Source organism: Nocardia sp. NPDC004123 (assembly GCF_053603795.1).
The window spans coordinates 428,538-451,381 of record NZ_JBSGGG010000002.1; the positions used below are offsets into that span (position 1 = coordinate 428,538).

20 protein-coding genes and 1 tRNA gene are annotated in these 22,844 nt (G+C 68.2%); 12 read left to right on the forward strand and 9 right to left on the reverse strand.

Annotated features, from left to right (window positions below):
- Window positions 1-94: 94 nt before the first annotated feature.
- Complete coding sequence (locus tag ACWEQQ_RS04165) at window positions 95-1,075, reverse strand: LuxR C-terminal-related transcriptional regulator (protein ID WP_452343521.1); 981 nt, start codon at window positions 1,073-1,075, stop codon at window positions 95-97.
- Window positions 1,076-1,134: 59 nt separating this feature from the next.
- Window positions 1,135-1,974 (reverse strand): M23 family metallopeptidase, encoded by an 840-nt coding sequence (locus ACWEQQ_RS04170; protein WP_452343522.1) that lies wholly within the window; start codon window positions 1,972-1,974, stop codon window positions 1,135-1,137.
- Between the two features lie 198 nt (window positions 1,975-2,172).
- Between ACWEQQ_RS04170 and ACWEQQ_RS04175 the strand changes: the two genes are divergently transcribed.
- Both ACWEQQ_RS04175 and ACWEQQ_RS04180 read left to right on the forward strand, forming a co-directional pair.
- Window positions 2,173-3,231 carry a nitronate monooxygenase gene (locus ACWEQQ_RS04175; RefSeq protein ID WP_452347052.1) on the forward strand — a complete coding sequence of 353 codons (1,059 nt, stop codon included), beginning with the start codon at window positions 2,173-2,175 and terminating at the stop codon, window positions 3,229-3,231.
- A 57-nt stretch (window positions 3,232-3,288) separates the two neighbouring features.
- Window positions 3,289-3,681 (forward strand): SCO5389 family protein, encoded by a 393-nt coding sequence (locus ACWEQQ_RS04180; protein ID WP_354830660.1) that lies wholly within the window; start codon window positions 3,289-3,291, stop codon window positions 3,679-3,681.
- Between the two features lie 80 nt (window positions 3,682-3,761).
- On the opposite strand, the gene ACWEQQ_RS04185 is transcribed toward ACWEQQ_RS04180, so the two are convergent.
- The 3 genes from ACWEQQ_RS04185 to ACWEQQ_RS04195 form a co-directional block, all read right to left on the reverse strand.
- Window positions 3,762-5,261, reverse strand: coding sequence for a protein kinase domain-containing protein (locus ACWEQQ_RS04185; protein WP_452347053.1), 1,500 nt, complete (start codon window positions 5,259-5,261; stop codon window positions 3,762-3,764).
- A gap of 121 nt (window positions 5,262-5,382) precedes the next feature.
- Complete coding sequence (locus tag ACWEQQ_RS04190) at window positions 5,383-7,002, reverse strand: acyl-CoA synthetase (RefSeq protein ID WP_452347054.1); 1,620 nt, start codon at window positions 7,000-7,002, stop codon at window positions 5,383-5,385.
- Between the two features lie 246 nt (window positions 7,003-7,248).
- Window positions 7,249-8,184 (reverse strand): helix-turn-helix domain-containing protein, encoded by a 936-nt coding sequence (locus ACWEQQ_RS04195; RefSeq protein WP_452347055.1) that lies wholly within the window; start codon window positions 8,182-8,184, stop codon window positions 7,249-7,251.
- A 71-nt stretch (window positions 8,185-8,255) separates the two neighbouring features.
- Between ACWEQQ_RS04195 and ACWEQQ_RS04200 the strand changes: the two genes are divergently transcribed.
- Window positions 8,256-8,591, forward strand: coding sequence for a cupin domain-containing protein (locus ACWEQQ_RS04200; RefSeq protein ID WP_452338066.1), 336 nt, complete (start codon window positions 8,256-8,258; stop codon window positions 8,589-8,591).
- A gap of 112 nt (window positions 8,592-8,703) precedes the next feature.
- The gene (locus tag ACWEQQ_RS04205; RefSeq protein ID WP_452347056.1) at window positions 8,704-9,084 is read left to right on the forward strand and encodes a YybH family protein; all 381 of its coding nucleotides are present in this window, start codon (window positions 8,704-8,706) and stop codon (window positions 9,082-9,084) included.
- 69 nt (window positions 9,085-9,153) lie between these two features.
- Here the strand turns inward: ACWEQQ_RS04205 and ACWEQQ_RS04210 are convergent, their stop codons facing one another.
- Window positions 9,154-10,791 carry a long-chain fatty acid--CoA ligase gene (locus ACWEQQ_RS04210; protein ID WP_452347057.1) on the reverse strand — a complete coding sequence of 546 codons (1,638 nt, stop codon included), beginning with the start codon at window positions 10,789-10,791 and terminating at the stop codon, window positions 9,154-9,156.
- A 543-nt stretch (window positions 10,792-11,334) separates the two neighbouring features.
- On the opposite strand from ACWEQQ_RS04210, the gene ACWEQQ_RS04215 reads away from it, so the two are divergent.
- Window positions 11,335-12,804 (forward strand): flavin-containing monooxygenase, encoded by a 1,470-nt coding sequence (locus tag ACWEQQ_RS04215; protein ID WP_452347058.1) that lies wholly within the window; start codon window positions 11,335-11,337, stop codon window positions 12,802-12,804.
- 139 nt (window positions 12,805-12,943) lie between these two features.
- A tRNA-Arg gene (locus tag ACWEQQ_RS04220) sits at window positions 12,944-13,016 on the forward strand.
- A gap of 153 nt (window positions 13,017-13,169) precedes the next feature.
- Here the strand turns inward: ACWEQQ_RS04220 and ACWEQQ_RS04225 are convergent.
- On the reverse strand, window positions 13,170-14,414 hold the full coding sequence (locus ACWEQQ_RS04225; protein ID WP_452347059.1) for a lipase family protein: 1,245 nt from the start codon (window positions 14,412-14,414) through the stop codon (window positions 13,170-13,172).
- A 436-nt stretch (window positions 14,415-14,850) separates the two neighbouring features.
- On the opposite strand from ACWEQQ_RS04225, the gene ACWEQQ_RS04230 reads away from it, so the two are divergent.
- Both ACWEQQ_RS04230 and ACWEQQ_RS04235 read left to right on the forward strand, forming a co-directional pair.
- Window positions 14,851-16,128: an alpha/beta fold hydrolase gene (locus ACWEQQ_RS04230; RefSeq protein WP_452347060.1), complete on the forward strand. Its 1,278-nt coding sequence runs from the start codon at window positions 14,851-14,853 to the stop codon at window positions 16,126-16,128.
- A 254-nt stretch (window positions 16,129-16,382) separates the two neighbouring features.
- Complete coding sequence (locus ACWEQQ_RS04235; protein WP_452347061.1) at window positions 16,383-17,558, forward strand: alkane 1-monooxygenase; 1,176 nt, start codon at window positions 16,383-16,385, stop codon at window positions 17,556-17,558.
- Window positions 17,559-17,660: 102 nt separating this feature from the next.
- On the opposite strand, the gene ACWEQQ_RS04240 is transcribed toward ACWEQQ_RS04235, so the two are convergent.
- Window positions 17,661-19,214, reverse strand: coding sequence for an acyl-CoA carboxylase subunit beta (locus ACWEQQ_RS04240; RefSeq protein ID WP_452347062.1), 1,554 nt, complete (start codon window positions 19,212-19,214; stop codon window positions 17,661-17,663).
- Window positions 19,215-19,330: 116 nt separating this feature from the next.
- Window positions 19,331-19,561 carry a hypothetical protein gene (locus tag ACWEQQ_RS04245; protein WP_452338074.1) on the reverse strand — a complete coding sequence of 77 codons (231 nt, stop codon included), beginning with the start codon at window positions 19,559-19,561 and terminating at the stop codon, window positions 19,331-19,333.
- A gap of 260 nt (window positions 19,562-19,821) precedes the next feature.
- Here ACWEQQ_RS04245 and ACWEQQ_RS04250 point away from each other — a divergent pair, with 260 nt between their 5' ends.
- The 4 genes from ACWEQQ_RS04250 to ACWEQQ_RS04265 are packed head-to-tail and all read left to right on the forward strand — an operon-like array spanning window position 19,822 to window position 22,762.
- Entirely contained in the window at window positions 19,822-21,006 is a 1,185-nt protein-coding gene (locus tag ACWEQQ_RS04250) for a lipid-transfer protein (RefSeq protein ID WP_452347063.1), read from the forward strand.
- A gap of 2 nt (window positions 21,007-21,008) precedes the next feature.
- Window positions 21,009-21,467 (forward strand): MaoC family dehydratase N-terminal domain-containing protein, encoded by a 459-nt coding sequence (locus tag ACWEQQ_RS04255; protein ID WP_452347064.1) that lies wholly within the window; start codon window positions 21,009-21,011, stop codon window positions 21,465-21,467.
- Entirely contained in the window at window positions 21,464-21,901 is a 438-nt protein-coding gene (locus ACWEQQ_RS04260; RefSeq protein WP_452347065.1) for a MaoC/PaaZ C-terminal domain-containing protein, read from the forward strand. Before ACWEQQ_RS04255 ends, ACWEQQ_RS04260 begins: the two co-directional genes overlap by 4 nt.
- A 30-nt stretch (window positions 21,902-21,931) precedes the next feature.
- The gene (locus ACWEQQ_RS04265) at window positions 21,932-22,762 is read left to right on the forward strand and encodes an SDR family NAD(P)-dependent oxidoreductase (protein ID WP_452347066.1); all 831 of its coding nucleotides are present in this window, start codon (window positions 21,932-21,934) and stop codon (window positions 22,760-22,762) included.
- Window positions 22,763-22,844 lie beyond the last annotated feature (82 nt).

Consider the following 22,844-nt stretch of genomic DNA (forward strand, 5'->3'; position numbering starts at 1 on the left):
TCGATGCTCGCGCGCGGCCTCGAGCGGCCCGAGCACAGTGACTATCGCTGAGCAGCAATGATTGTTGCTATGAAGTGACTTGCACCACAGCGGTTCAGAGCCAGCCGCGGCGTGTCGCCTGCACGCCGGCCTGGAACCGCGTGCTGGCGCCCAGGCGCTCGAGCAGACTCGCGGTGCGGCGCACCACCGTTCGGCGCGAGAGGCCGAGCCGGCGGGCGATGGTGTCGTCGGTGGCGCCCATGCTCATCAGCGTCAGGATGGCCTTGTCGCGCTCGTCGAGGGCTTCGGCCGGGTTCACCGAGATCGGCGTGGCCATCAGCCACAGCGAGTCGAAGGTCTTGACCAGCAGGTCGAGCGTGGGCGACGGGCCGACGCGCACGCCCATGGGGTCGCCGCGGCGCTCGTCGGTGTGCAGCACCAGCACCGCGCGCCGATCGTCGGCGACGATCAGCTTCATGGGCGGGTCGGGCAGCGTACGCGCTTGCGCCCCAATCGCATTGGTGGCCAGGACGTGGCGCAGCCGCTCCGGGTCCTGGTAGATGGTCTCCTGGTACAGGGTGCGGTAGGCGATGCCCGCGGTGATGCGCGAGGACTTCAGCTCGAACATCCGCTCCTCGGTCTCCACATCGGAGAGGAACGGGCCGCGCTCCACCACCTTCACGCAGGCGTGCGCGGTGTGCTGCAGGTCCTCGAAATCGGCCAGCAGCTGGCGGCGTTCATAGACCGCCACCACCGCGCCGTCGGCATCGGCGGTGCGGCGCACCGAGCGGAAGGTCTCGCCCAGGCGCGCGGCGGCCGACTGCATGCGCAGCATGTCCTGATTACGCCGGCGAGTCTCGGCCTCCGACAAGGCTTCCGGCGCATGCGCGTCGAAACGCACCACGCCCTTGCCGTCGGTGAGGCGCACCGCGGCCTCGAGCTGGCACAGCGCCTCCAGCGCGGCCTCGGCCGCGCGCGGCGGGATGGTCAGCCGCTCGGCCACCTCGAGCACGGTCGAGCGCGGGTGCTGCACGAGCACCGCGTAGGAGCGGCCGGGCACGGAGGCCGGGTCGAAGAGGTCGTCCAGTGTCGTCACCGCACCCACCGGCGGGCGCCGGTCCGGAAAGCGTCCGGTCGAGGGCAGCGGTGAACGGTCTACTGGTCCGGTCCCCACTGCTGCTGCATGAGAACGCCCTTGCTGGCTAGCCATGGCAGCGGATCCATCTTGTTGTCGGCGGCGTCCCAGATCTCGAGGTGCAGATGGGGACCTGTGGAGTTTCCGCGGTTTCCCACGGAGGCGATGACATCGCCGGTGTTCACCCGCTGGCCGACGGTCACGTACATGTCGTTGACGTGGCCGTAGACCGCGGTGGTGCCGTCGTCCTGCTTGACGCGCACCCAGAGGCCGAAGCCCGAGGCGGGGCCGGCGGAGATGACCTCGCCGCCCATCACCGAGTGGATCGGCGTGCCGATCGGGTCGGCGAAGTCGATGCCGTAATGCATTGCGCCCCAGCGCATGCCGAAGCCGGAGGTGAGCTGGCCGTCGACCGGCTTGACCACGTTCGGGCCCGGGTTCAGCTGCTGCTGGAGGTTCTTGAGGGTCTGCTCGGCCTGCTGCAGCGGCGCGGAGATCTCCGGCGGCAGGTTCTGCAGGCCGAACGGGGCCGGGTCGGGCGTGGTGGCCGCGATCGGCTGGGCCTGCGGGGTCTGCGCCGCGGGGGCCGAGTCCCTGGCCTGCTTCAGATCGAGGTCGGCCTGCTCGGCCGGGGCGACGTCCTCGCCGATGGTGGCGGGCTTCTCGTCGTGCGTGGGTAGCAGCGGCGCGGCGTGCGCCAGGGCCGGGACCAGCTGGGTTCCGGTGCCGATCAGGGCGCCGGCGGCGACGGCCACGCCCGCGGCGGTCTTCACACGCTCGGCGGTGGAGGGTTCGGCCCGGTGGCGGCGGCGCGGCATGGTGACAGTGCTGCCCGCACCGGAATCACCGAGCAGATCCATGACTGTGACAGAGTTCGCGGTCGTTCGATGGTGCGGCACTGCAAGTCCTAGCGTTCGGTGGGTCCGGTAACGATTCGGCATCGCTGTGACGGAAACAGTACTCGCTCGTGACCAATTCGCAACCTTTTGTGCGATAACGCCAGGTCGAGTGCTCGAACCCTTGGTCACAAACCGTAACCGAAGGCGCACACTGGCGAGATGGTTCTCGACGAGTTGGATACGCCGATCGTTCTTGCCCCCATGGCGGGCGGACCCTCCACCCCCGAACTGGCCGCCGCCGTGACCGAGGCCGGCGGGCTGGGCTTCGTGGCCGCCGGATACCTGCCCGCGAGCGAACTGGCCGCCCGGATCAAGGCCACGCGGGCGCTGACCTCCGGGGCGTTCGGGGTCAATCTGTTCTATCCCTCCGAACCGAGTCCGACCGATCGGTTCGATACATATATAAGGACGCTGGCGGCCGAGTTCCCGGTCGGCGAGGCCCGCTACGACAGCGACGACTGGGCCGCCAAGCTGGATCTGCTGATCGCCGATCCGGTGCCGGTGGTGTCCAGCACCTTCGGCTGTCCGTCCGCCGGGGAGATCGCGCGCCTGCACGCGGCCGGGTCCGAGGTGTGGGTGACGGTCACGACTGCGGCCGAGGCCCGGCAAGCGGTCGCCGCGGGCGCGGACGTGCTGATCGCACAGGGCGCGGAGGCGGGCGGGCACCGCGGCGTCTTCGTCGACGATCCGGCCGACGACCTCACCGACCCGCTGGGGCTGCTGACGCTGCTGCAACTGCTGCGCGCCGAGATGGCCGCGCTCGGGAACGACACGCCGATCGTGGCGGCGGGCGGCATCGCGACCGGGGCGGCGGTCGCGGGGGTGCTGTGCGCGGGCGCGGCGGCGGCGCAGCTCGGCACCGCGTTCCTGCGCTGCCCCGAGGCCGGGACCGCGCCGGTTGTCCGGGACGCCATCGCCGAGCCGACACCGACCATGCTGACCCGCGCCTTCACCGGGCGGCGGGCGCGCGGGCTGCGCAACCGGTTCATGGTGGAACACCCCGACGCGCCGGTCGCCTACCCCGAGATCCATTACGCCACCGGGCCTTTGCGAGCGGCCGCGCGGGCGGCCGGCAATGCCGACGAGGTGAATCTCTGGGCCGGTCAGGCACATTCACTGGCGCCCGAGCTACCGGCGGGCGAGCTGGTGCGCACACTGTCGGCGGATGCGAAAAATGCTCTGGAACGGGTACTTTCGCTGCGAATTCAGAGTTATTGACAACGTTTTTCATCTACAATCGGCTGACACCTTCCGCCATCCCATGAGGAGAGCGATATGTCCCTCGACGTACCTACCGCACTACTCGAGCGCGCCGAACGCGGTGAAGTCAGCGACGCAGAGTTCGTCGAATGCGTCCGTAATTCGCTGCCCTACGCCTACGAGGTCGTCAGCCGGGTAGCCGCCGACCTGCGTTCCGGCACGGCGGAATACGCCGACAACACCATCCCCCCGCCGGACGAGACCGCCCGCGGCCAACTGCTGCGCGCCATGGCCTCCGACGCCATCCGCGGCGGCCTGGAACGCCACTTCGGCATCAAGCTCGCCTTCCAGAACTGTCACCGGGTGGCGGCCTTCCCACTCACCTCGGTCGGCGGCGACACCTACACCACCTTCATCTCCACCCGCGCCCAACTGCTCAACCAGAGCCCGGAACTCCGCAACTGCTGAGCGCACCACCCTGATTCGGCGCGACCGGCCAACCCGGCCGCGCCGATCCGCGTTCGTACCCGGCACACCCCGATCCGGTTTCAGCGGCGGCGCGAACGAAACCTCTTGACCTCACGCCACCCCAGCCACACGAACACCGCCAGCGGTGCGACGAATACCACCAGCGCGACGATGGTCGCGACGAAATCCGACACACCGCCCTTGGTCTCGGTGATCAGCACGTCGATACCCGCCGCCGTGAAGAGCCCGAAGAACGCGATGAGCAGCACCAGCAGGATCCACCACAACACCCGACCGGCGCTGATCGGCACGGGCCGTACCGAATTCCCCGCGCCAATGGCGGGACTCCCCGTTGCCGCGCCGTAGGCCGGCATGCCGCCATCGGGCAATCGCGCGACGACTCCCGGATGAGCCGTTGCGCCCCAGGACATTCCGGCGGAGGCGACCGGCGGCTGTCCTGCATGGGGTCGAGGCACACGGTCGGGGACCGGCCCGGCCATCGATCCCGGCATACCGCCGGGCGGCGGCGTCGCGCCCCAGACCAGGTCACCGGAACCGCCCGGGATTCCGCGGTGCGGGGTCGCGCCCGCGGACAACCCACCCGGCGGAGGCGTCAGCGCGGTCGGGATGCGGTTGCCGGGCGAGGATGTGGGAGCCCCGGGCGGCGTCGGATACTGCCGCCCGCCCGCCGCGCCATAGCTCGGAAACGGTTCCGGGCTATCCCATTTGGCAGTCGGCGGGGCCGGGCCGGTGCGCGGGGCGGGCCGGGAGTCCAGAGCGGCGCGGGCGGCCGCTGCCAGGGCTCCGGCGCTCTGGAAGCGGCGGTCCGGGTCCTTGGCCAGGCCGCGCGCGATGACCGCGTCGAGGGCGGCGGGGATCAGCGAGTTGTGGTCGCTGGCGCGGGGCGGGTCGGTGGTGAGGTGGGCGGCCATCTGCTGGACGGGATCTGCCTGGGTGAAAGGCTTGGCGCCGACCAGGATTTCGTAGAGCAGGCAGGCCAGCGAGTACACGTCGGAGCGGAGGTCCTCGGTGCCGGAGTAGCGCTCGGGGGCCATGTAGGCCCAGGTGCCCACTGCCACACCGGTACTGGTGATGGTGGCCTGGCCGACGCCGCGGGCGATGCCGAAGTCGATGAGATAGGCGAAGCCGTTGGGCAGGGTCAGGACGTTGGAGGGCTTCACATCCCGGTGCACCAGGCCCGCCCGGTGCGCGATGTCGAGGGCTTCGGCGATCTGAATGATGAGGTCGACCGCGCGGTCGGGCGGGAGCGCGCCCGCCTCGCGCAGGGTCTTGCTCAGATCGGCGCCCTCGATCAGCTCCATGTCGATGTACAGGCGGCCGTCGAGTTCGCCGAAGGCGTGGATGGGCACCACATGCGGTCCGCGCAGTCGCGCGGCCAGCCGTGCCTCGCGTTCGAACCGCCGCCGGTAGTCCTGGTCGGTGGCGAGCTCGGCGGGGAGCAGCTTCAGCGCGACTTCCCGTTCGAGGTGTGTGTCCTCGGCCAGCCACACCTGGCCCATGCCGCCCCGCCCGATCAGCTCGACGAGTCGATAGTGGCCGAGATTGCCTGCCCCCGGCACCTGTCCTCCCCCATGCTCTGCCGCGTACTGCGAGATGCCCAGCATACGACCCCGGGCAGGGAATCACACGGTTCCGAATCCCCCGAACACATGGGGCCGAATCCCCCGAATCGCTGTCGGCTCAGGCCTCCTGGAGCTTGCGCTTGAGCACCTTGCCGGTGGGGTTGCGGGGCAGTTCGGTCAGGAAGACCACCTCGCGGGGGACCTTGTAGCGGGCCAGATTGGCCTTCACGAAGTCCTTGATCTCGAGCTCGCTGAGCTGGTGGCCGTCGTGGACGACCACGAAAGCCTTGAGGCGCGCGCCGAATTGCTCATCGGGGACGCCGAGGACGGCCGCCTCCCGTACCGACGGGTGGGTGTAGAGCAGTTCCTCGACCTCCACCGGGAAGACGTTCTCACCACCGGAGACGATCATGTCGTCGTCGCGGCCGTCGATGAAAAGCCTGCCCGCGCTGTCGAAGTGGCCGACATCGCCGGAGGACATGAGGCCGCGGACGACCTCCTTGTGGCCGCCGCCGGTGTAGCCCTCGAACTGGATGGTGTTCCCGACGAAGATGCGGCCGGTGGCCCCGGCCGGCACCCGGCGGCCCCGATCGTCGAGGATCTCCACCCGCGCCCCCAGCACCGGCCGGCCCACACAACCGGGCTCCTCGGCCAGGTCCTCAGGCGTGGCGATGGTGGCGTAGGCGACCTCCGTCGAGCCGTACAGGTTGTAGACGACCGGTCCGAAGGCCGCCGTCACCTCCCGGCACAGGTGCGCGCCCAGTTGGGAGCCCGCGACGAAAATAATGCGCAGCGCGGACAGATCGTGCCCGGTGAGCGCGCGGCCGCCCAGGTCGATCATGCGGGCCAGCATGACCGGGACGACGATCGCCGTGGTGGCCCCGTGCCGCGCCATGGAGTCGATGGCGGCCTGCGGGTCGAAGCGGCGGCGGATCACCAGGGTGGAGCCGAAGCCGAGAGTCAGCATGGCGCAGGCGAATCCGAGCGTGTGGAACATGGGGGCACAGCACTCGGTCACCTCGTTCACCCGGAACGGGACCTTGGACAGCAGACCGCCCAGCGACAGCAGCGATTTCGGCTCGGCGCGCGGCGCGCCCTTGGGGGTGCCGGTGGTGCCGCTGGTCAGCAGGATGATCTTGGGCTCCGCGCCGGGCGCGGGCGGCGCGTCGGGCGAGCCGGTCTCGATGAGGAATTCGAGGCTGTCCTCGCGTGGCTGCTCGGTCCAGGCCCGGTAGCTGCCGCGCCGCGGGCTCACCTCGTCGAGCATGGGCGCGTACTCGTCGTCGTAGACGAGCAGGTCGGTGCCCTCGCGGGTGGCGACATCACGAATCTGCGGGCCCGCGAAATCGGTATTGAGCAGGATGATCCGGGCTCCGCACTTGGCGGCGGCGAAGATCGCGTCCAGCAGGCCGCGGTGATTGCGGGCCAGGATCGCCACGCCCTCATGGGGTTTCAGGCCGCGCTCGCGCCAGGCGTTGGCGAGCCGATTCGACCGGTCCTCGAGTTCGGCGAAGGACAGTTCGCCCAGCTCGTCGATGACCGCGACCCGCCCGCCGTACCGGGCCGCCGACAGCCGCAGCCCGGCCGCCAGCGTGCCGTAGCGCAGCATGGCCGTGGCCGCCGACAGCAGCACCGCCGGTGATTCCAGCCGGGCCAGCCCGGCCTCCAGCACCAGCCGCGCCGATTCCGCCTCCAGGTAGGCCCGCTCCCCCACCGACCTGATCAGCCCGAGCGTCATGCGCGGCCACCCCCGGCCCGCGTGATCGGCGGTACCTTCCTCGCCGTGACCGGCCGTGCGGCCTGCGCGCGTGTCGATTCCACCCGGACCTCCTCGTCCACCCCTGCAGATTGCGGGCATCTGCCCTCAAACTAACGGTACGGACCCGGAGCCGCGACCGGAACCTCTCCGCCGCAGGCTCCGGCCCTGGCGTCCGGGTCGTGCCCCCGCGGTCAAGGACGCCTAGCCCGCGGCGACACCGGCCGCTCACGAGATCCGGAAGGCCCGGCGGTACGCGCCCGGAGTCGTTCCCACCTGCGCACGGAAACGACGGCGCAGGTTCACCGCCGAGACCAGGCCGACGTGAGTCGCGATGGCGTCCACCGGCAGGTCCGTGTCCTCCAGCAGCGTGCGGGCCGCCGCCACCCGGCGCGCGAGCAACCACGCACCCGGACTCGTGCCGAGCCGATCGTCGAAGCTGCGGGCCAGCGTGCGGGGCGAGACATTGAGGTGAGCGGCCATGTCGCGCACCGAGAGTGGCGATCCGAGCCGGCCCTCCACCCAGTCGAGCAGGCCATCCAGCAGGTCGGAGGGCGGGGGCGTCGGCGCGTATTGGGTCTGGCCGCCTTCACGGTGCGGCGGCATCACCATGTGCCGGGCGAGCAGTGCGGCGTGGGCGGCACCGTGATCGCGGCGGACCAGGTGCAGGCACAGATCGATGCCCGCGCCCGCACCGGCGCTGGTGGCGACGTCGCCGTGGTCGACGTAGAGGACGTCCGGCTGCACATGAATCCGGGGAAACTCCGCCTGCAGCCGGTCGGCGCGCGCCCAGTGCGTGGTGGCGGCCCTGCCGTCGAGCAAACCCGTGCGCGCCAGGGCGAATACCCCCTGGCAGATCGTGACAATTCGAGCACCGCGGCCGTGCGCCCGCAGCAGCGCACGACGCACCGGGTCGGAGAGCGGCGCCTCCACCGGCGTCCAGCCCGGAATTATCACAGTGTCGGCGGAGGCCAGCGCCGCAAGCCCGTCCGCCACCTCCAGCGAGTACCCGGCCGTCGTGGGCACCAGTCCCGGCGTCTCGGTGCACACCCCGAATTCGTAGTAGTTCGGCACACCTTCCCGTTCGGTGCCGAATACCTCTGCGGCACAGCCGAGCTCGAAGGTCGACTGGACCGGCCGCACCAGAGCCGTCACGCGATGCATGGCAGAAAAGTACCCCATAATGTCTTTTCTGACACTGTGCCGCCCATGCCGCCTACGGCACCGTGGTCGGCATGACTTCCGAAATTCTCACCCAGCCCGGCTACACCTCGGCCTCCGTCACGGAATCGCCTGCGCGCGAGATCTTCCCGGGCATCCGGGTGCGTACCCTTTGGACGGGAACGAACGGCGCGAGCGCCAACGTCGTCGAGCTGGACCCGAACGCCTCCTGGCACGGTCGCGACATCCATCAGCCCGGTCCCGAAGAGGTGTACGTGGTTTCGGGCGTCTTCAACGACGGCGCGCGCGACTACCCCGCCGGAACCTTCCTCCACGCCCCTGCCGGTTCCTGGCACGTCCCCTCGACGGTCACCGGCTGCACCCTGTTCGTCTTCTACCCGGAGGGCTAGCCGAACCGCGATTTTCCACTTTTGACCATGACGCGTCCCCTTTCGACCTCGCCCGGGCCACCGCCGCAGACCAGCATGGAAAGCGTCGATCCGACCACGAAAGGACCAGATCATGGCCACCCAGATCACCGATCCCGCCCAGCTGCCAAGGGTTTTCGAGGAGCGCCTGAACGCGGGCGACGTGCCGGGGGTGCTCTCGCTCTTCGCCCCGGGCGCGACCATGCGGACCACCACCGGAGCCGTCATTTCCGGCTCGGACGCCCTGCGTCAGGAGATCAGCGGCACGGTCGCCGCCCGCGGACAGCTCACCAACAACAGCAAGCATCTGCTGATCGGCGGTGACGCAGCCCTGCTGGTCACCAACTGGACCCTGGAGATCGACGCGCCCGACGGCACGCGGGTCTCCCCCACCGGCACCACCGCGAATATCGCCCGGCAGCTCGAGAACGGGGAATGGCGATTCGCCGTCCTGAATCCGCTCGGGACGGCGTGAAGCGCTGCGACACAGCGCATTCGGCTGACCGGCGGGTGCGCCCTCCCGCCGAGGGCGCACCCGGGTGGGTCAGGACAGCGTGACGACGGTCAGCGAGCCGTCGGCGTGCTGGGCACGCAGCCGCTTCTTGTCGAACTTGCCGACGCTGGTCTTGGGGACCTCGGCGATGAAGCACCAGTGCTCGGGCAGCTGCCACTTGGCGAACTTGGGGGCCAGGAAGTCGCGCAGCTCTTCGGGTTCGGCCTCGGTGCCCTCGACCAGGACGATGGCGACCAGGGGACGCTCGTCCCACTTCGCGTCCGGGATGCCGATGACGGCGGCCTCGGCCACGGCCGGGTGGCCCATGACGGCGTTCTCCAGGTCCACCGACGAAATCCATTCGCCGCCGGACTTGATGACGTCCTTGGAGCGGTCGACCAGGGTGAGGTAGCCATTGGGGCTGATCTTGCCGACGTCGCCGGTGCGCAGCCAGCCGTCGTGGAACTTGTCGGGATCGACCTCGCCGCCCGACGGCGCGTAGTAGGCGCCGGTGATCCACGGGCCGCGAACTTCCAACTCGCCCAGGGCTTCTCCGTCGTTCGGCAGCACCGAACCGTCATCGCCGACCAGGCGCGCCTGCACGCCGGCCGGGAAGCGGCCCTGGGTGTAGCGGTAGCTCCAGGCCTCCTCGCCCTCGGCGCCGGCGGGCGGATGCGCCACCGAACCCAGCGGCGAGGTCTCGGTCATGCCCCAGGCGTGCAGCAGCTTCACACCGTGCCGCTCCTCGAAGGCCCGCATCATCGACGGCGGGACCGCCGCGCCGCCGACCACACAGGTACGCAGGTGCGAGATGTCCTGCGGCTGCGCCTGCAGCCCGGCCAGCACGCCGCCCCAGATGGTCGGGACCGCGGCGGCGAAGGTCGGCTTCGCCTCGGCCATCATTGCCAGCAGCGGTGCGGGCTGCAGGAAACGGTCCGGCATCAGCACATTCGCGCCCGACATGAGCGCGGCGTACGGAATGCCCCAGGCATTGGCGTGGAACAGCGGCACGATGGCCAGCACGGTGTCGGCCGCGGTGAAGCCCATGCCGTTGGGCGAGATCACCTGCATGGCGTGCAGCCAGTTCGAGCGGTGCGAGTAGACGACGCCCTTGGGATCGCCGGTGGTGCCGGAGGTGTAGCACATGCCGGCGGCGGAACGCTCGTCGACGACCGGGTAGTCGTAGGTGTCGGGCTGGGCGTCGAGCAGCTCCCGGTAGGAGTGCACGGTGACACCCTCGGGGGCCTGCAGCGCGGCGGCATCGCCATTGGCGACGATGACGTGGCGGACCGTCTTCAGGTTCGGCAGATACTGCGCGAACATCGGCAGCAGCGAGCCGTCCACGATGACGACCTGATCCTCGGCGTGATTGGCCACGTACACCAGCTGCTCGGGGAAGAGCCGGATGTTCAGCGCGTGCAGCACCGCGCCCATGGCGGGCACCGCGATGTAGGCGACCATGTGCTCGTTGTTGTTCCACATGAACGTGCCGACCCGGTCACCGACGCCGATACCCAGGTCACGCAGGGCATTGGCGAGCCGGGCCGCGTCCTGGCCGACCTCGCGATAGGTCTGGGTGCGTAAGCCGTCACCGGTCCAGGTGGAGACGTGGCTGTCGCCCTGGAAGGTGGAGGCATAGCGCAGCAGTGTCGCGAGTGACAGCTGCTCGTCCTGCATGGTGCTCAACATTTCCCAACCGCTCCTTGCATGTACCTACTGGAGAGTGAACTGAGTCACTTGCGGCGAGCCTAGCCGATTCGGACATGCACGGGTCGGGGCCCGAACTGACGGCAACGTGACCTCAGTCCGGGGCCGGTGAGCTGGCGAAATATTCGAGCTGCGGGCGGCGAACCCCACCCTCACCGCCCGCAGCCCGTAGCCGACCCGCCGCCGCCCAGCACGACGACCAGCCGGCTCCGCAATCCTGATCAGCGCCACGACCTGCTGACGACGCCCCCTGCGGCGGCGCAGAATAGCCAATCACTAACCAGGACAAGTAAATTGGAGCAAGAACTTCCGTGAATATATTGAGTGTGACACCGGGCTGTCCAGTCGAGGACAGCGTCGCAGGTCAGACGGCGCTCACTGACCCGGACAGCGGGCCGTGAGGGCGGCCTTCCCATGATTGCCAGGGGTGAATCAGGACTCACCCGACCGACGTGACCGAAAATACGGATTCGCTGTCCGGCGATGTCTGCAGGACCGGCGGGAATACGCCCTACCGTTGCTGGTATGCAGCGAGAGCCCTCCATTCTGATCATCGGTGCCGGATTCGCCGGGCTGGGCATGGCGCTGGAACTGCAACGCCACGGCCTGACCAACTTCACCATCCTGGAGAAGGCCGCCGACCTCGGCGGCGTCTGGCGCGAGAACACCTACCCGGGCGCCGCCTGCGATGTGCCCTCGCCGCTGTACTCGTGGTCGTTCGAGCCGAAATCCGATTGGCCACGCCGGTTCTCGCAGCAGGCCGACATCCACGCGTACATGCGCGCCGTCGCCGAGAAGCACGACCTGCCCGCCAAGATCGAGTTCGGCGCCGAGGTGATGGACGCCGAATTCGACGAGCAGGGCGGCCGGTGGCGGGTTCGCACCGCCGACGGCGTCACCCACGTCGCCGACGTCCTCATCCCCGCCGTCGGGCAGCTCTCCCGCCCCGCGATGCCGAACCTCCCCGGCATCGACTCCTTCGCCGGCGCGGCCTTCCACTCCGCCGAGTGGGATCATTCGGTCGATCTGACGGGCAAGCGGGTCGCGTGCATCGGCACGGGAGCCAGTGCCATCCAATACATTCCGGCCATCCAGCCGAAGGTCGGACACCTCACGCTGTTCCAGCGTTCGGCCGCCTGGGTATTGCCGAAGTTCGACACCGAGTACACCCCGGTGCACCACGCGCTGTTCAAGTACGTGCCCGGGACGCGGCTGGCCGAGCGATTCGCCATCTGGACCTTCTTCGAGGTGATGGCGTTGGCGCTCACCGACATTCCCGCCATCAAGCATCCGGTGATCGCCGTCGCGGACCGGCATCGCAACCAGCAGGTGCCCGATGAGGCGCTGCGCGCCAAGCTGACTCCGGACTACGCCGCCGGCTGCAAGCGCGGCCTGTTCTCCAACGAGTACTTCCCCGCACTGACCCGGGACAATGTCACCGTCGAGACCACCGCCATCGAAGCGGTGACGACCAACGGAATTCGCACCGCCGACGGCGTCGAGCATCCCGTCGACGTCATCGTCTACGGCACCGGCTTCAAGGGCACCGAGTTCCTCGCCCCCATGAATATCTATGGCCTGCAGGGCCGCAAACTCGCCGACGAATGGTCACCCGAGGGCGCCCGCGCCTTCCTCGGCATGTCGGTCCCCGGCTTCCCCAACCTGTTCATGATGTACGGCCCGAACACCAACGTCGGCTCCGGTTCCATCATCTACATGCTGGAGTCCCAGGCCCGCTACATCCGCCAGGTCGTCGACTACCTCTCCGCCCGCCCCGGCCACATCCTCTCGCCCCGCCCCGACGTCGAAAAGTCCTGGGACGACTGGCTGCAGCGCCGCCTGAAGGACACCCCCTGGAACTTCTGCTCCAGCTGGTACCGCAACGCCTCCGGCCGCATCACCAACAACTGGCCCGGCGCCACCCTCCTCTTCCGCTGGAAGACAAGCAGATTCGCACCGTCGGACTACGACGAGAGCCGGCCCGCGGGCCGCTAGCGGCTCCGGGCCGGGCTCGCCGCGCCCACCACCCCGCCGATCAGCCGACTCCACCACCCCGACCACGAATGCGGCCCCCGGCCCCCCGACCAGGTAGACTCCCCGACGTCCCGGCCGAGCCTCCCGCCCGGCACGTCCAGCCCTCGTAGCTCAGGGGATAGAGCACCGCTCTCCTAAAGCGGGTGTCGCAGGTTCGAATCCTGCCGAGGGCACATTTATCCAGGTCAGAGCGTCGAGCTCGGCCGACCGCTCCGCCGGGGGGGAAGCCGGAGCCGCCCGATCCCGTCTGCTCGGCCCAGTCCGGGCGACCTGCCAGGCCGCCCGGATCAGGTGAGAACGCCGGCCGTGAAGTCACGGCAACCCGGTCAACAGTTACTGGGTGCCGGCTCGCCGCGAACCCGGCCGTTGAGCCACGCCAGTACCTCGGGGGCACCCAGCACCGCTCCCGACAGATGTTCGGGTGCGGGAACGCGCAGCGTCTGCACCGGGACGCCGGCCGCGCACCAGCGGTGGTCGGTGTTGTCGATCGCTTGGACCGGAATCAGCGGGTCGTCGGGTGAATGCCATTCGAACACCGGTGTTTCCGGCACTTCGCCGAAGAGTTCCAAGCTGTTCTCCTCCAGCACCGACTGGCCTTCACGGAAGTTGAAGCCCGTGGGATCGGCCATGTATGCCCGCGCGCTGCCGCCGACGCCTTCGGCGAGGATCTGATTGGTGCAGTCATTGGCCATTTCATTGCGGAGGGCCAAGCCAGTCTGGTTGAGGTACGAGCTGATCGGCAGCTCGTTCGGATATTCGCGCTCGAGGCCGATCGCCGCCGCCATGGCCAGCCCGAAGGCCGGGTGCGGGTCGTAGCCCAACGCCTGCACCATCGTCACCAGGTTCATCGGGGCACCACCGATGGCCGCACCCGCGAGTTTCAGCTCCGGCGCGTACGACGGCTGGAGCGCCGCCGCCGCCCCGGTGGCCATGCCGCCGCCGGAGTAGCCGGCCAGCACGACCGGACTGTGCTGGGCGGCGAGTTCCGGCAGCTGTTTCACCGCTCGGACACCATCCAGAACGATCCGGCCACCCAGACGCGCCGCCCCGAACGCGACGTACGGACCGAGATGATCCGGCAGCGCTATGCTCCAGCCCTGCGCCAGTGCCATATTCAGAATCGACGCCGTCGTCAGGAGATTCGGATCGTTGGAGTACAGCAGATGTGACACCGCGCAGCTGGTGCCGAGCGCGTTGATGAAGTGCTGATACGACATCAACGGGGCGTCGGGCTGGTGACCGATCGGGGTAAGGATCGTGGTGGTCGCCGCGATCGGCTCACCGTGGGAGTTGGTGGATCGGAATTGCACCAAAGTAACGGTGGCGCCGGGAAATACGGCCACCGGCGGCAGTGTCTGCGTGCGGAGCACATCACCGGGCCGATGTGCCGCCAGATCCGCCGGCGCGGCGTAGAACGGATCCGGATCGGGGATCGGATATATCGGATCCGCCGCAGCAGTCGTCGTCATCATCGACAACCCGAGAACCACACCACCCAGCGCAGCTGCAACTTTCGCCGACCCGCTGCGGAGGAAAACAGGAAACCGACCAAGCACGTGTCTGACCTCCATGAATAGTTCACGTCGTTAGACAAGCCAGTCCGAATTCTGACCCGACTATATCGGCAAACTTTCAGCTACACACCAAAACGGACGTTTGTCATCGATCAGGCAACAGTCCTCCCCGCGACCGGGGATTCACCTGCTCTCCTGCCCTAGGCCGGCCACCCGATCAACGAGCCCTCGCGCCTGCGCGACCCGAGGATTCGCAATCCCGTAGGGCGCACAGGTCATTCATAGACATCTCCGAATTGGCAATGGCGACACGACGGGCAATCCCATAACGACACGCGGTAGGCCGACGCGAGTCCGGCGTTTCTTCCACTGATTCACAAAAAACCGATAGCCCTGCGTATAGCCTCAACACCCGATTCGAGATGCCCTGGGTCCCTCACTCGCAGGAAGGATCGATAAAGTGCGGAGGCGACTGCTTGGATTGGCCGCAGCTTTGACAGGAACCCTCATCATGGTCGGCGGCGGCGCCACGAACTCGGCGCTGCTCGCCAGTGCGGAACCCGTCGCGGCGGGCGACGATTTCTACCTGCCGCCGCCGCTACCACCCACACCGGGGGCCATCGTGCGCGCCGAACCGGCACAGGTGGCCTTCTCCGCACCCGGAATGCCCGGCGTCGTTCCGGCCGCCGCGACGCGAATGATGTACGTCAGCAGCGATACCCACGATGCGCCGACGGCAGTCGTCGGCACGCTCCTGCAGCCGAGCGTGCCGTGGACCGGCCCAGGTGAGCGCCCACTGATCGCATACGCGGGCGGCACCAAGGGCCAGGGCAATCAATGTGCGCCGTCGAAATTGATGACGCAGGTCGTGCAATACCAGCCCCCGGCGGACATCATTTTCGAATACGACCTGCTGGCGCTGTATTCGCTGCTCGCCCGCGGAATCGCGGTGGTGGTGACCGACTACCACGGCCTCGGCACCCCCGACGTGCACGACTACCTCAACCGCAAGGCACAGGCCTACGCGCTGCTGGATGCGGCGCGCGCCGCACTGCAATTGCCCGGCACCGGCTTCAACCCCGGCACGCCGGTCGTTCTCTACGGGTACTCACAGGGCGGCATGGCTTCCGCAGGCGCGGCCGAACTGCAGTCGAGCTACGCTCCCGAGCTGAACATACGCGGCGCCTATGTGGGCGGTCCGGTGGTCGACGACGAATACTTCATCGGATACAACGACGGACGGCCCTCCATCGCACCGGCTTTCGCCTGGATCCTCAATGGCATCGCCGCCGACTACCCGGAGACTCGCCCGATACTCGACGCCGAGCTCAATGACACAGGTAAGGCGATCCTGAACGACGCTCTGGGCAAATGCGCCGTCCCGGCCAGCCTGGCCCAGGACCATCCGCGCACGTCCGAATGGACCACCAGCGGCGAACCGCTCACCGCGGTCATCGATCGGAACCCCGAGCTGAAATCAGCCTTCGACCAACAGCGCATCGGCACGCTCACTCCGTCGGTGCCCGTCCTCACCGCCTCGGCCATGAACGATGAGGGTGCGCCCTACGTGCCGGTGCGGGAGATGGCGGCCAGTTGGTGCAGTAGCGGCGTGCCCGTCGAACTGGATCCGAACGCGCAGATTCCGACCGTTTCGGGTCTGGTGGGAACCCATGTGCTGGCGTTCTTTCCATCGCTGGCGGACTCGCAGCAGTGGCTGACCGATCGGCTCGCCGGCTGGCCCGCTCCGAACAACTGCGGGGCCCTGCCCTGACCCGCTGACGTTCAGTCGATGATGCCCGGCAGCCGGGATCGGTCCTCGCACCGACCCTGACTGCCGGGCATCATGCACAGAGCTCGATGTCCGTAACCGAGCATGAGGTCGAATTGCCCGGTCAGTCACCATTTTTGGCAATTCATCTAGCGCAGCGGAGAAAACCGACTAATCTAAATCGACGGGTTTGAGCCAAAAGATTTCGGCCGTCTGCACTCGCGAGCGAGTGCCGCTGTTGGATCAAAGAGGCCCCTATGTCGATTTTCCATGACTCGAACGCACGCGACCCCAAGCGATACCTCTGGATTCTGGGGTTGATCGCGCCTTCGTGCGCTGTACTTCCCTCACAATTGGTAGCCCGCACGGGCCTCACAGTATTCTGGTGGATCGGTCCGGTATTCGTGCTGGTACTGATCCCACTGCTGGATCTGTCTGTGGGGGATGACGGGAGCAACCCACGCGAGGAAGACTACGAGGCATTATCCGAAGACCGGTTCTATCGGTGGTGCACGTATCTCTTTCTGCCGCTACAGCTCACCGGGCTGCTCATCGCTGGCTATCTCTGGGCAAGTCGCGAGCTGAGCGTATCCGACAAGCTCGGTCTGGCCGTGACGCTCGGGTTCGTGTCGGGCATCGGAATCAACGCCGCCCATGAACTCGGCCACCGGGCCGAACACCTGGAACGCTGGCTGGCGAAGGTCGCTCTGGCACAGTCGGGTTACGGGCATTTCTTCGTCGAACACAATCGGGGTCATCATGCGCGTGTGGCGACGCCCGAGGATCCGGCCAGCGCCCGATTCGGCGAGTCACTGTGGGAGTTCCTGCCGCGCAGCGCCGTCGGCGGCTTCCGCTCGGCGCTGGTCCTGGAGCGAGAACGCCTGTCTCGCAAGGAAAAGCGCTGGTTCAGCCCGCACAACCAGCTGTTGCAGGCCTGGTCGATGAGTGTCGCGTTGTGGGGCACCATGATCCTGGCCTTCGGCCTCGGGGTGATTCCGTTTCTGATGGTGCAGGCGGTGCTGGGTGCGGGACTGCTGGAAACGGTGAATTACATCGAGCACTACGGACTGCTGCGCCAGCGCCGCGCCAACGGCAACTACGCACGGTGCTCCCCGCGCGACAGCTGGAACAGCGACCGCCTGGTCACGAACGTATTCCTGTTCCACCTGCAACGCCACAGCGACCACCACGCCAATCCCGGTCGCCGCTACCAAACCCTGCGCAGCTCACAAACGGCACCACAGCTCCCGGCCGGCTACGCCACCCTGATCCTGCTCGCCGCCATTCCCCCGCTGTGGCGAGCCGTCATGGACCACCGCGTCCTGGCCCATTACGGCGGCGACCTCTCGCTGGTGAACACCAAGCCGGCAACCACGCGCCGCTTCGTGGGACCCATACGCCTGCATCGAATATCGACGACCGACAGGAGCTGATCGCGAGCAGACGTCAATGAGAACCGAGCGCGCGGCTGCGGCCGGATGGCTCAGGGCCATCCGGCCGTTGTCCCGCACCGGTTTTCGCGCCGGTCGGTCACGTCACATCGGGTATATCGGGTGCTTGCGCGGGTTGAACTCCGGCTTGACCGGCTTCTTGTCGCGGAGCAGGCGGAGGGCCTGGCGGATTTCCAGGCGGGTGCGGGACGGTTCGATGACGGCGTCGATGTAGCCGCGTTCGGCGGCGACCCAGGGGGTGGCGACCGTCTCGTTGTACTGGTTGATCATGAATTCGCGGGCCGCGGCGCGATGTTCCTCCGGCATCGCGGCCAACTGGCGCTTGCCGAGGAGGTCGACCGCGCTTTCGGCGCCGATCACCGCGATACGGGCTGTGGGCCAGGCGAAACTGACGTCCGCGCCGACCTGCCGGGCGGCCATCATGCCGTATGCGCCACCGTAGGACTTGCGTACCACCAGGTTGATGATCGGCACCGTCGCCTCGATGATGGCGCGCGGGACACGGCCGCCGCGGATGATGACGCCGTTGGCCTCCTCCGCGAGGCCCGGCAGCACGCCGGGAGTGTCGGCGACGAACACGAGCGGGATGTTGAAGGCGTCGCAGAGCCGGATGAAGTAGGTCGACTTGTCCGAGCAGGCGGCATCGATGGAACCGCCCAGCACCAGTGGCTGATTCGCGATCACGCCGACCGGGTAGCCGTCGACGCGGGCGAAGCCGGTGATCAGGTTCGGCGCGAACGCGGCACGGATCTCGTGGAACTCGCCGTCGTCGAAGATGCGCAGCAGGATCTCGTGCATGTCGTAGCCGGCACGATCGGAATCCGGGATGATCGTGTCGAGTTCCCGGTCACTGGCCGTGATCTCGGGCTCCAGGCCGGGATTCACGATCGGCGGCTGCTCGAGGCAGCTCGTCGGCATGAAGCTCAGGTAGTTGCGGGCCCATTCGTAGGCCTCCTGCTCGGTCTCGGCCACGTGATGCAGGGTCCCGCGTTCGGCCTGCACCTTCGCGCCGCCGAGCTCCTCGGCGGTCACGTCCTCGCCGTTGACCGCCTTGATCACCTCCGGCCCGGTGACGAACATGTAGGAGTCCTTGGTGCCGATGAGCACGTCGGTATTGATCGGCCCGTACACCGAGCCCGCGGCGCACTTGCCGAGAATGATCGACACCTGCGGCACATAGCCGGACAGCTTCTCCAGCACCCGGGAGATATCACCGAACGATGCGATGGAACCCACCGCGTCCTGGATCCGCGCACCGCCCGAATCGTTGATCGTCACCACCGGGCACGCGTTGTCGAACGCGAATTTCAGTGCCCGCATGAACTTCTGGGCGGACGTGACCCCGACCGACCCGCCGTACACGGTCTGATCGTGGGAGATCACCACCACCGGACGCCCCCCGATCAGCCCGCGACCGGTGACCAGTCCGTCACCGTAGAGCGCGTCCGGTTGACCGGGCTGGCGAGCCAGCGCGCCGGTCTCGATGAACGTCCCGCGGTCGAGCAGCATCTCCACCCGCTGCCGAACGCTCGGAATGCCTTTCGACGCCCGCTTGGCGAGTCCGGCCTCACCCGCCGGTTCCGCGGCCATCTCCAGGATCTTGGCCAGTTCATCGAGCTTCGCCCGCGTACCGATCACGCTTGTTGCCACCTTCCCAAACAAACTGTTGTGCCTCGCGACGGTAAGCGGCGCCGAGACGGTACGGGTCACTGAAGCAGATAAACGTGATGAATCACAGTCCCGGCCAGCGGCCGTCAGCAGAACGGGATGCCCACGGAGCCATTGAGGCTGGTGTGGAAGAGGACGCAGACCAGGTGGTTGGCGGCGGAGTAGGACCCGCTGGAGGAGCCGGTGGCGGTGGTGTCCACCGGCTGGGCCTGCACCGGCGCCGGCGCATCGGCCTGGGCAGGGGCGGCCAGCACGCCGGCGGGGGTGAGAAGGGCCGCGGTGACGGCGAACGCGGCGAGGGTCTTCTTCGAATTCATCTGCGGCTCCATCGTTCTCGATCTTGGCGGGAGCCAGTATCGAACCCGGGCCGCAGCCACCGACAGCCCCAACAGTTGGGGTCACCGATGTCGAGGTCAAAGTAAGTGAAGAATGAATAGCTAGATCTAAGGACCAGGGTTGAACACACCCGAGGATTGCGCACTGATTACCCACTAAGAACATCATCGCCCTTGCATCCACGCGCACCCACTGCTCTACTAAGTGAATTCCAGATAGCGCAATCCCCGAGAGGTGAGACATGGGAAGTCGCGTGTTGGTGGCGGGCGTCGGGATGATCCCGTTCACCACGCCCAGCCGGACGCAGACCTACGACGTCATGGGCGAGCAGGCGGTGCGGGCCGCGTTGACCGACGCGGGCATCGAGTACACGACGGTGCAGCAGGCGTATGCGGGGTGGGTGTACGGAGATTCGACGTCGGGGCAGGCGGCGCTCTACCGCGTGGGCGCCACCGGCATTCCCGTGATCAATGTCAACAACAACTGCTCGACCGGGTCGTCGGCGCTTTTCCTGGCTCGGCAGGCGATCGAGCACGGCATCGCGGATGTGGTGCTGGCCCTGGGATTCGAGCAGATGCAGCGCGGCGCGCTCGCCGCCGCCTACACCGATCGGCCCAGCCCGTTCGACAGCTTCGACACCGTGGTCCACCGTCTCCAGGGCGAGGGCGACGCACCCTTCGCGGCCCGGTACTTCGGCGGCGCGGGTCGCGAATACGCCGACCGGTACGGCATGGACCCGGCGGTGTTCGCGCGGATCGCGGTCAAGGCGCGCCGGCACGCGGCCGGCAATCCCAATGCGGTGTTCCGCGATCCGGTGACCGTCGAGGAGGTGCTGGCCTCCCCGCAGATCTACGGACCGCTCACCCGGCTGCAGTGCTGCCCGCCCACCTGCGGCGCGGCGGCCGCCGTCCTGGTCAGCGAAAACTACGCGCGCACACACGGTTTGCGCACCGACGTGGCGATCACCGCGCAGGCCATGGTCACCGACACCGCCTCGACCTTCGACGGCGACTCGATGCTGTCGATCGTCGGCTACGACATGTCCCGGGCCGCCGCCCAGCAGGTCTATCAGCAGGCCGGCGTGGACCCCCTCGACATTCCGGTCGTGGAACTGCACGACTGCTTCACCACCAACGAGCTGCTCAGCTACGAGGCCCTCGGCCTGACCCCGGAGGGCACCGCCGAGAAGTTCATCGCCGACGGCGACAACACCTACGGCGGGCGGGTGGTCACCAACCCGTCCGGCGGGCTGCTGTCCAAGGGGCACCCGCTCGGCGCGACCGGCCTGGCGCAGTGCGCCGAGCTGGTCTGGCAGCTGCGCGGCCGCGCCGCCGCCCGGCAGGTCGAGGGCGCGCGAATCGCCCTGCAGCACAACATCGGCCTGGGCGGGGCGGCCGTCGTGACCCTCTACCAGAAGGTGGACTGAGCATGGCCCTGGATCCCGGTGTGATCGGCACCGAACTGCCACCGATCACCATGACCCTGGACGCGGGGCGACTCCGGTTCTTCGCCAAGGCCATCGGCGAGACCAACCCGGTCTTCACCGACGAGCGCGCCGCCGCCGCGGCCGGGCACCGCGCCCTGCCCGCGCCGCCGACGTTCCTGTTCGCGATCGAACTCGAGCAGCCGGACCCGTTCGGCTGGCTGGCCGGTCTCGGTGTCGATCTGCGCCGGATCCTGCACGGCGAACAGCACTTCATCTACCACGCGACCGCCTATGCCGGGGACACGCTGACCGCGTCACCCCGTATCACCGACGTCTACAGCAAGAAGGGCGGCGCGCTCGACTTCCTCGTCCGGCAGACCGCCGTCACCAGGACCGACGGCAGCCTGGTCGCCGACCTGCGCTCGGTCCTCGTCGTCCGCAATCCGGGAGCCTCCGAATGACCACCGGCACCGCCGATATCACCGTGGGCAGCAAACTGCCGCCGCTGGCCGCGGGGCCCATCACCCGCACCACCCTGGCCCTGTTCGCGGGCGCTTCGGGCGATCACAACCCGATGCACATCGACACCGACGTGGCCCACTCCGCCGGGCTCGGCGACGTCTTCGCCCACGGCATGCTGTCCATGGCCTACCTGGGGCGGCTGCTGACCGATTGGGTTGCGCCGGAAGCGATTCGCACCTACGGGGTGCGCTTCGGCGCGATCACGCCGGTGCTGGCCGAACCGACCGCGACGGGGAAGGTCGTGGCCATCGAGGACGTCCGCGGCGAACGGCACGCCACCCTCGACATCGCCGTCACCCTGCCCGACGGCACCGTCACGCTCACCGGGACCGCGGTCGTCGCGCTCACCGGGCCCACCGTCACAGCGCTCTGACTTCTCACCTCCTCCGAAAGGTATTGCCCCATGGGAACTCTGGACAACAAGGTCGCCATCGTCTCCGGATCCGGGCGCGGCATCGGGCGCGAGATCGCCCTGAAGCTCGCCCGCGAGGGCGCGTCGGTCGTGGTCAACGATCTCGACGCCGAACCGGCCAAGGAGACCGTGGCCGCCATCGAGGCGGCCGGCGGCCGGGCGGTCGCCTGCATCGGCTCGGTCACCGACGAGGACTTCGCCGAACGCTTCGTGACCACCGCCACCGACAACTTGGGCGGACTCGACATCATCGTCAACAACGCCGGATACACCTGGGATTCGGTGATCCAGAAGATGACCGACGAGCAGTGGGACGCCATCCTCGACGTCCACCTCAAGGCCCCCTTCCGGATTCTGCGCGCCGCCCAGCCGGTGATCGCCGGACTCGCCCGGCAGGCCGCCGCGGCCGGCACGCCGGTCCCGTGCCGCAAGGTCGTGAACATCTCCTCGCTGGCCGGCACGGGAGGCAATGCGGGACAGGCGAATTACGCCGCCGCCAAGGCCGGCATCAACGGACTCACCAGGACCCTGGCCAAGGAGTGGGGGCGCTACAACGTCACCGTGAACTCGGTCGCCTTCGGGCTCATCAAGACCCGGCTCACCGAGACGCCGGCCGGCGGCGACAGCACCATCGACGTGCTGGGCCGGCAGCTGAAGGTGGGCGTCAACCCGGATGTGCTGTCGACCATGGAACGGATGATCCCGCTGGGCCGGGCCGGAACACCCGCCGAGGCGGCCGGTGCGGTGTCCCTGCTGTGCAGCCCGGACTCCGACTACGTGAGCGGCCAGACCCTGGTCTGCGGCGGCGGATACATCTTCTAGCCGCGGGCGTCCGCGGCCGATCGGGCCGGGTCGCCCGCTCCCTATAGTGAGGGCGGGCAACCCACCACCGGTGAGCGAGAAG

Bases quoted from the DNA above. Each gene is read 5' to 3' on its own strand.
- ACWEQQ_RS04195 (WP_452347055.1), bottom strand. From the start codon at position 8,184: ATGCATCGCGTGACGGCTCTGGTGCGGCCGGTCCAGTCGACCTTCGAG.
- ACWEQQ_RS04260 (WP_452347065.1), top strand. From the start codon at position 21,464: ATGACCACCGGCACCGCCGATATCACCGTGGGCAGCAAACTGCCGCCG.
- ACWEQQ_RS04245 (WP_452338074.1), bottom strand. From the start codon at position 19,561: ATGAATTCGAAGAAGACCCTCGCCGCGTTCGCCGTCACCGCGGCCCTT.
- ACWEQQ_RS04200 (WP_452338066.1), top strand. From the start codon at position 8,256: ATGACTTCCGAAATTCTCACCCAGCCCGGCTACACCTCGGCCTCCGTC.
- ACWEQQ_RS04215 (WP_452347058.1), top strand. From the start codon at position 11,335: ATGCAGCGAGAGCCCTCCATTCTGATCATCGGTGCCGGATTCGCCGGG.
- ACWEQQ_RS04265 (WP_452347066.1), top strand. From the start codon at position 21,932: ATGGGAACTCTGGACAACAAGGTCGCCATCGTCTCCGGATCCGGGCGC.
- ACWEQQ_RS04170 (WP_452343522.1), bottom strand. From the start codon at position 1,974: ATGGATCTGCTCGGTGATTCCGGTGCGGGCAGCACTGTCACCATGCCG.
- ACWEQQ_RS04250 (WP_452347063.1), top strand. From the start codon at position 19,822: ATGGGAAGTCGCGTGTTGGTGGCGGGCGTCGGGATGATCCCGTTCACC.
- ACWEQQ_RS04180 (WP_354830660.1), top strand. From the start codon at position 3,289: ATGTCCCTCGACGTACCTACCGCACTACTCGAGCGCGCCGAACGCGGT.
- ACWEQQ_RS04190 (WP_452347054.1), bottom strand. From the start codon at position 7,002: ATGACGCTCGGGCTGATCAGGTCGGTGGGGGAGCGGGCCTACCTGGAG.
- ACWEQQ_RS04205 (WP_452347056.1), top strand. From the start codon at position 8,704: ATGGCCACCCAGATCACCGATCCCGCCCAGCTGCCAAGGGTTTTCGAG.
- ACWEQQ_RS04235 (WP_452347061.1), top strand. From the start codon at position 16,383: ATGTCGATTTTCCATGACTCGAACGCACGCGACCCCAAGCGATACCTC.
- ACWEQQ_RS04175 (WP_452347052.1), top strand. From the start codon at position 2,173: ATGGTTCTCGACGAGTTGGATACGCCGATCGTTCTTGCCCCCATGGCG.
- ACWEQQ_RS04225 (WP_452347059.1), bottom strand. From the start codon at position 14,414: ATGGAGGTCAGACACGTGCTTGGTCGGTTTCCTGTTTTCCTCCGCAGC.
- ACWEQQ_RS04210 (WP_452347057.1), bottom strand. From the start codon at position 10,791: ATGTTGAGCACCATGCAGGACGAGCAGCTGTCACTCGCGACACTGCTG.
- ACWEQQ_RS04255 (WP_452347064.1), top strand. From the start codon at position 21,009: ATGGCCCTGGATCCCGGTGTGATCGGCACCGAACTGCCACCGATCACC.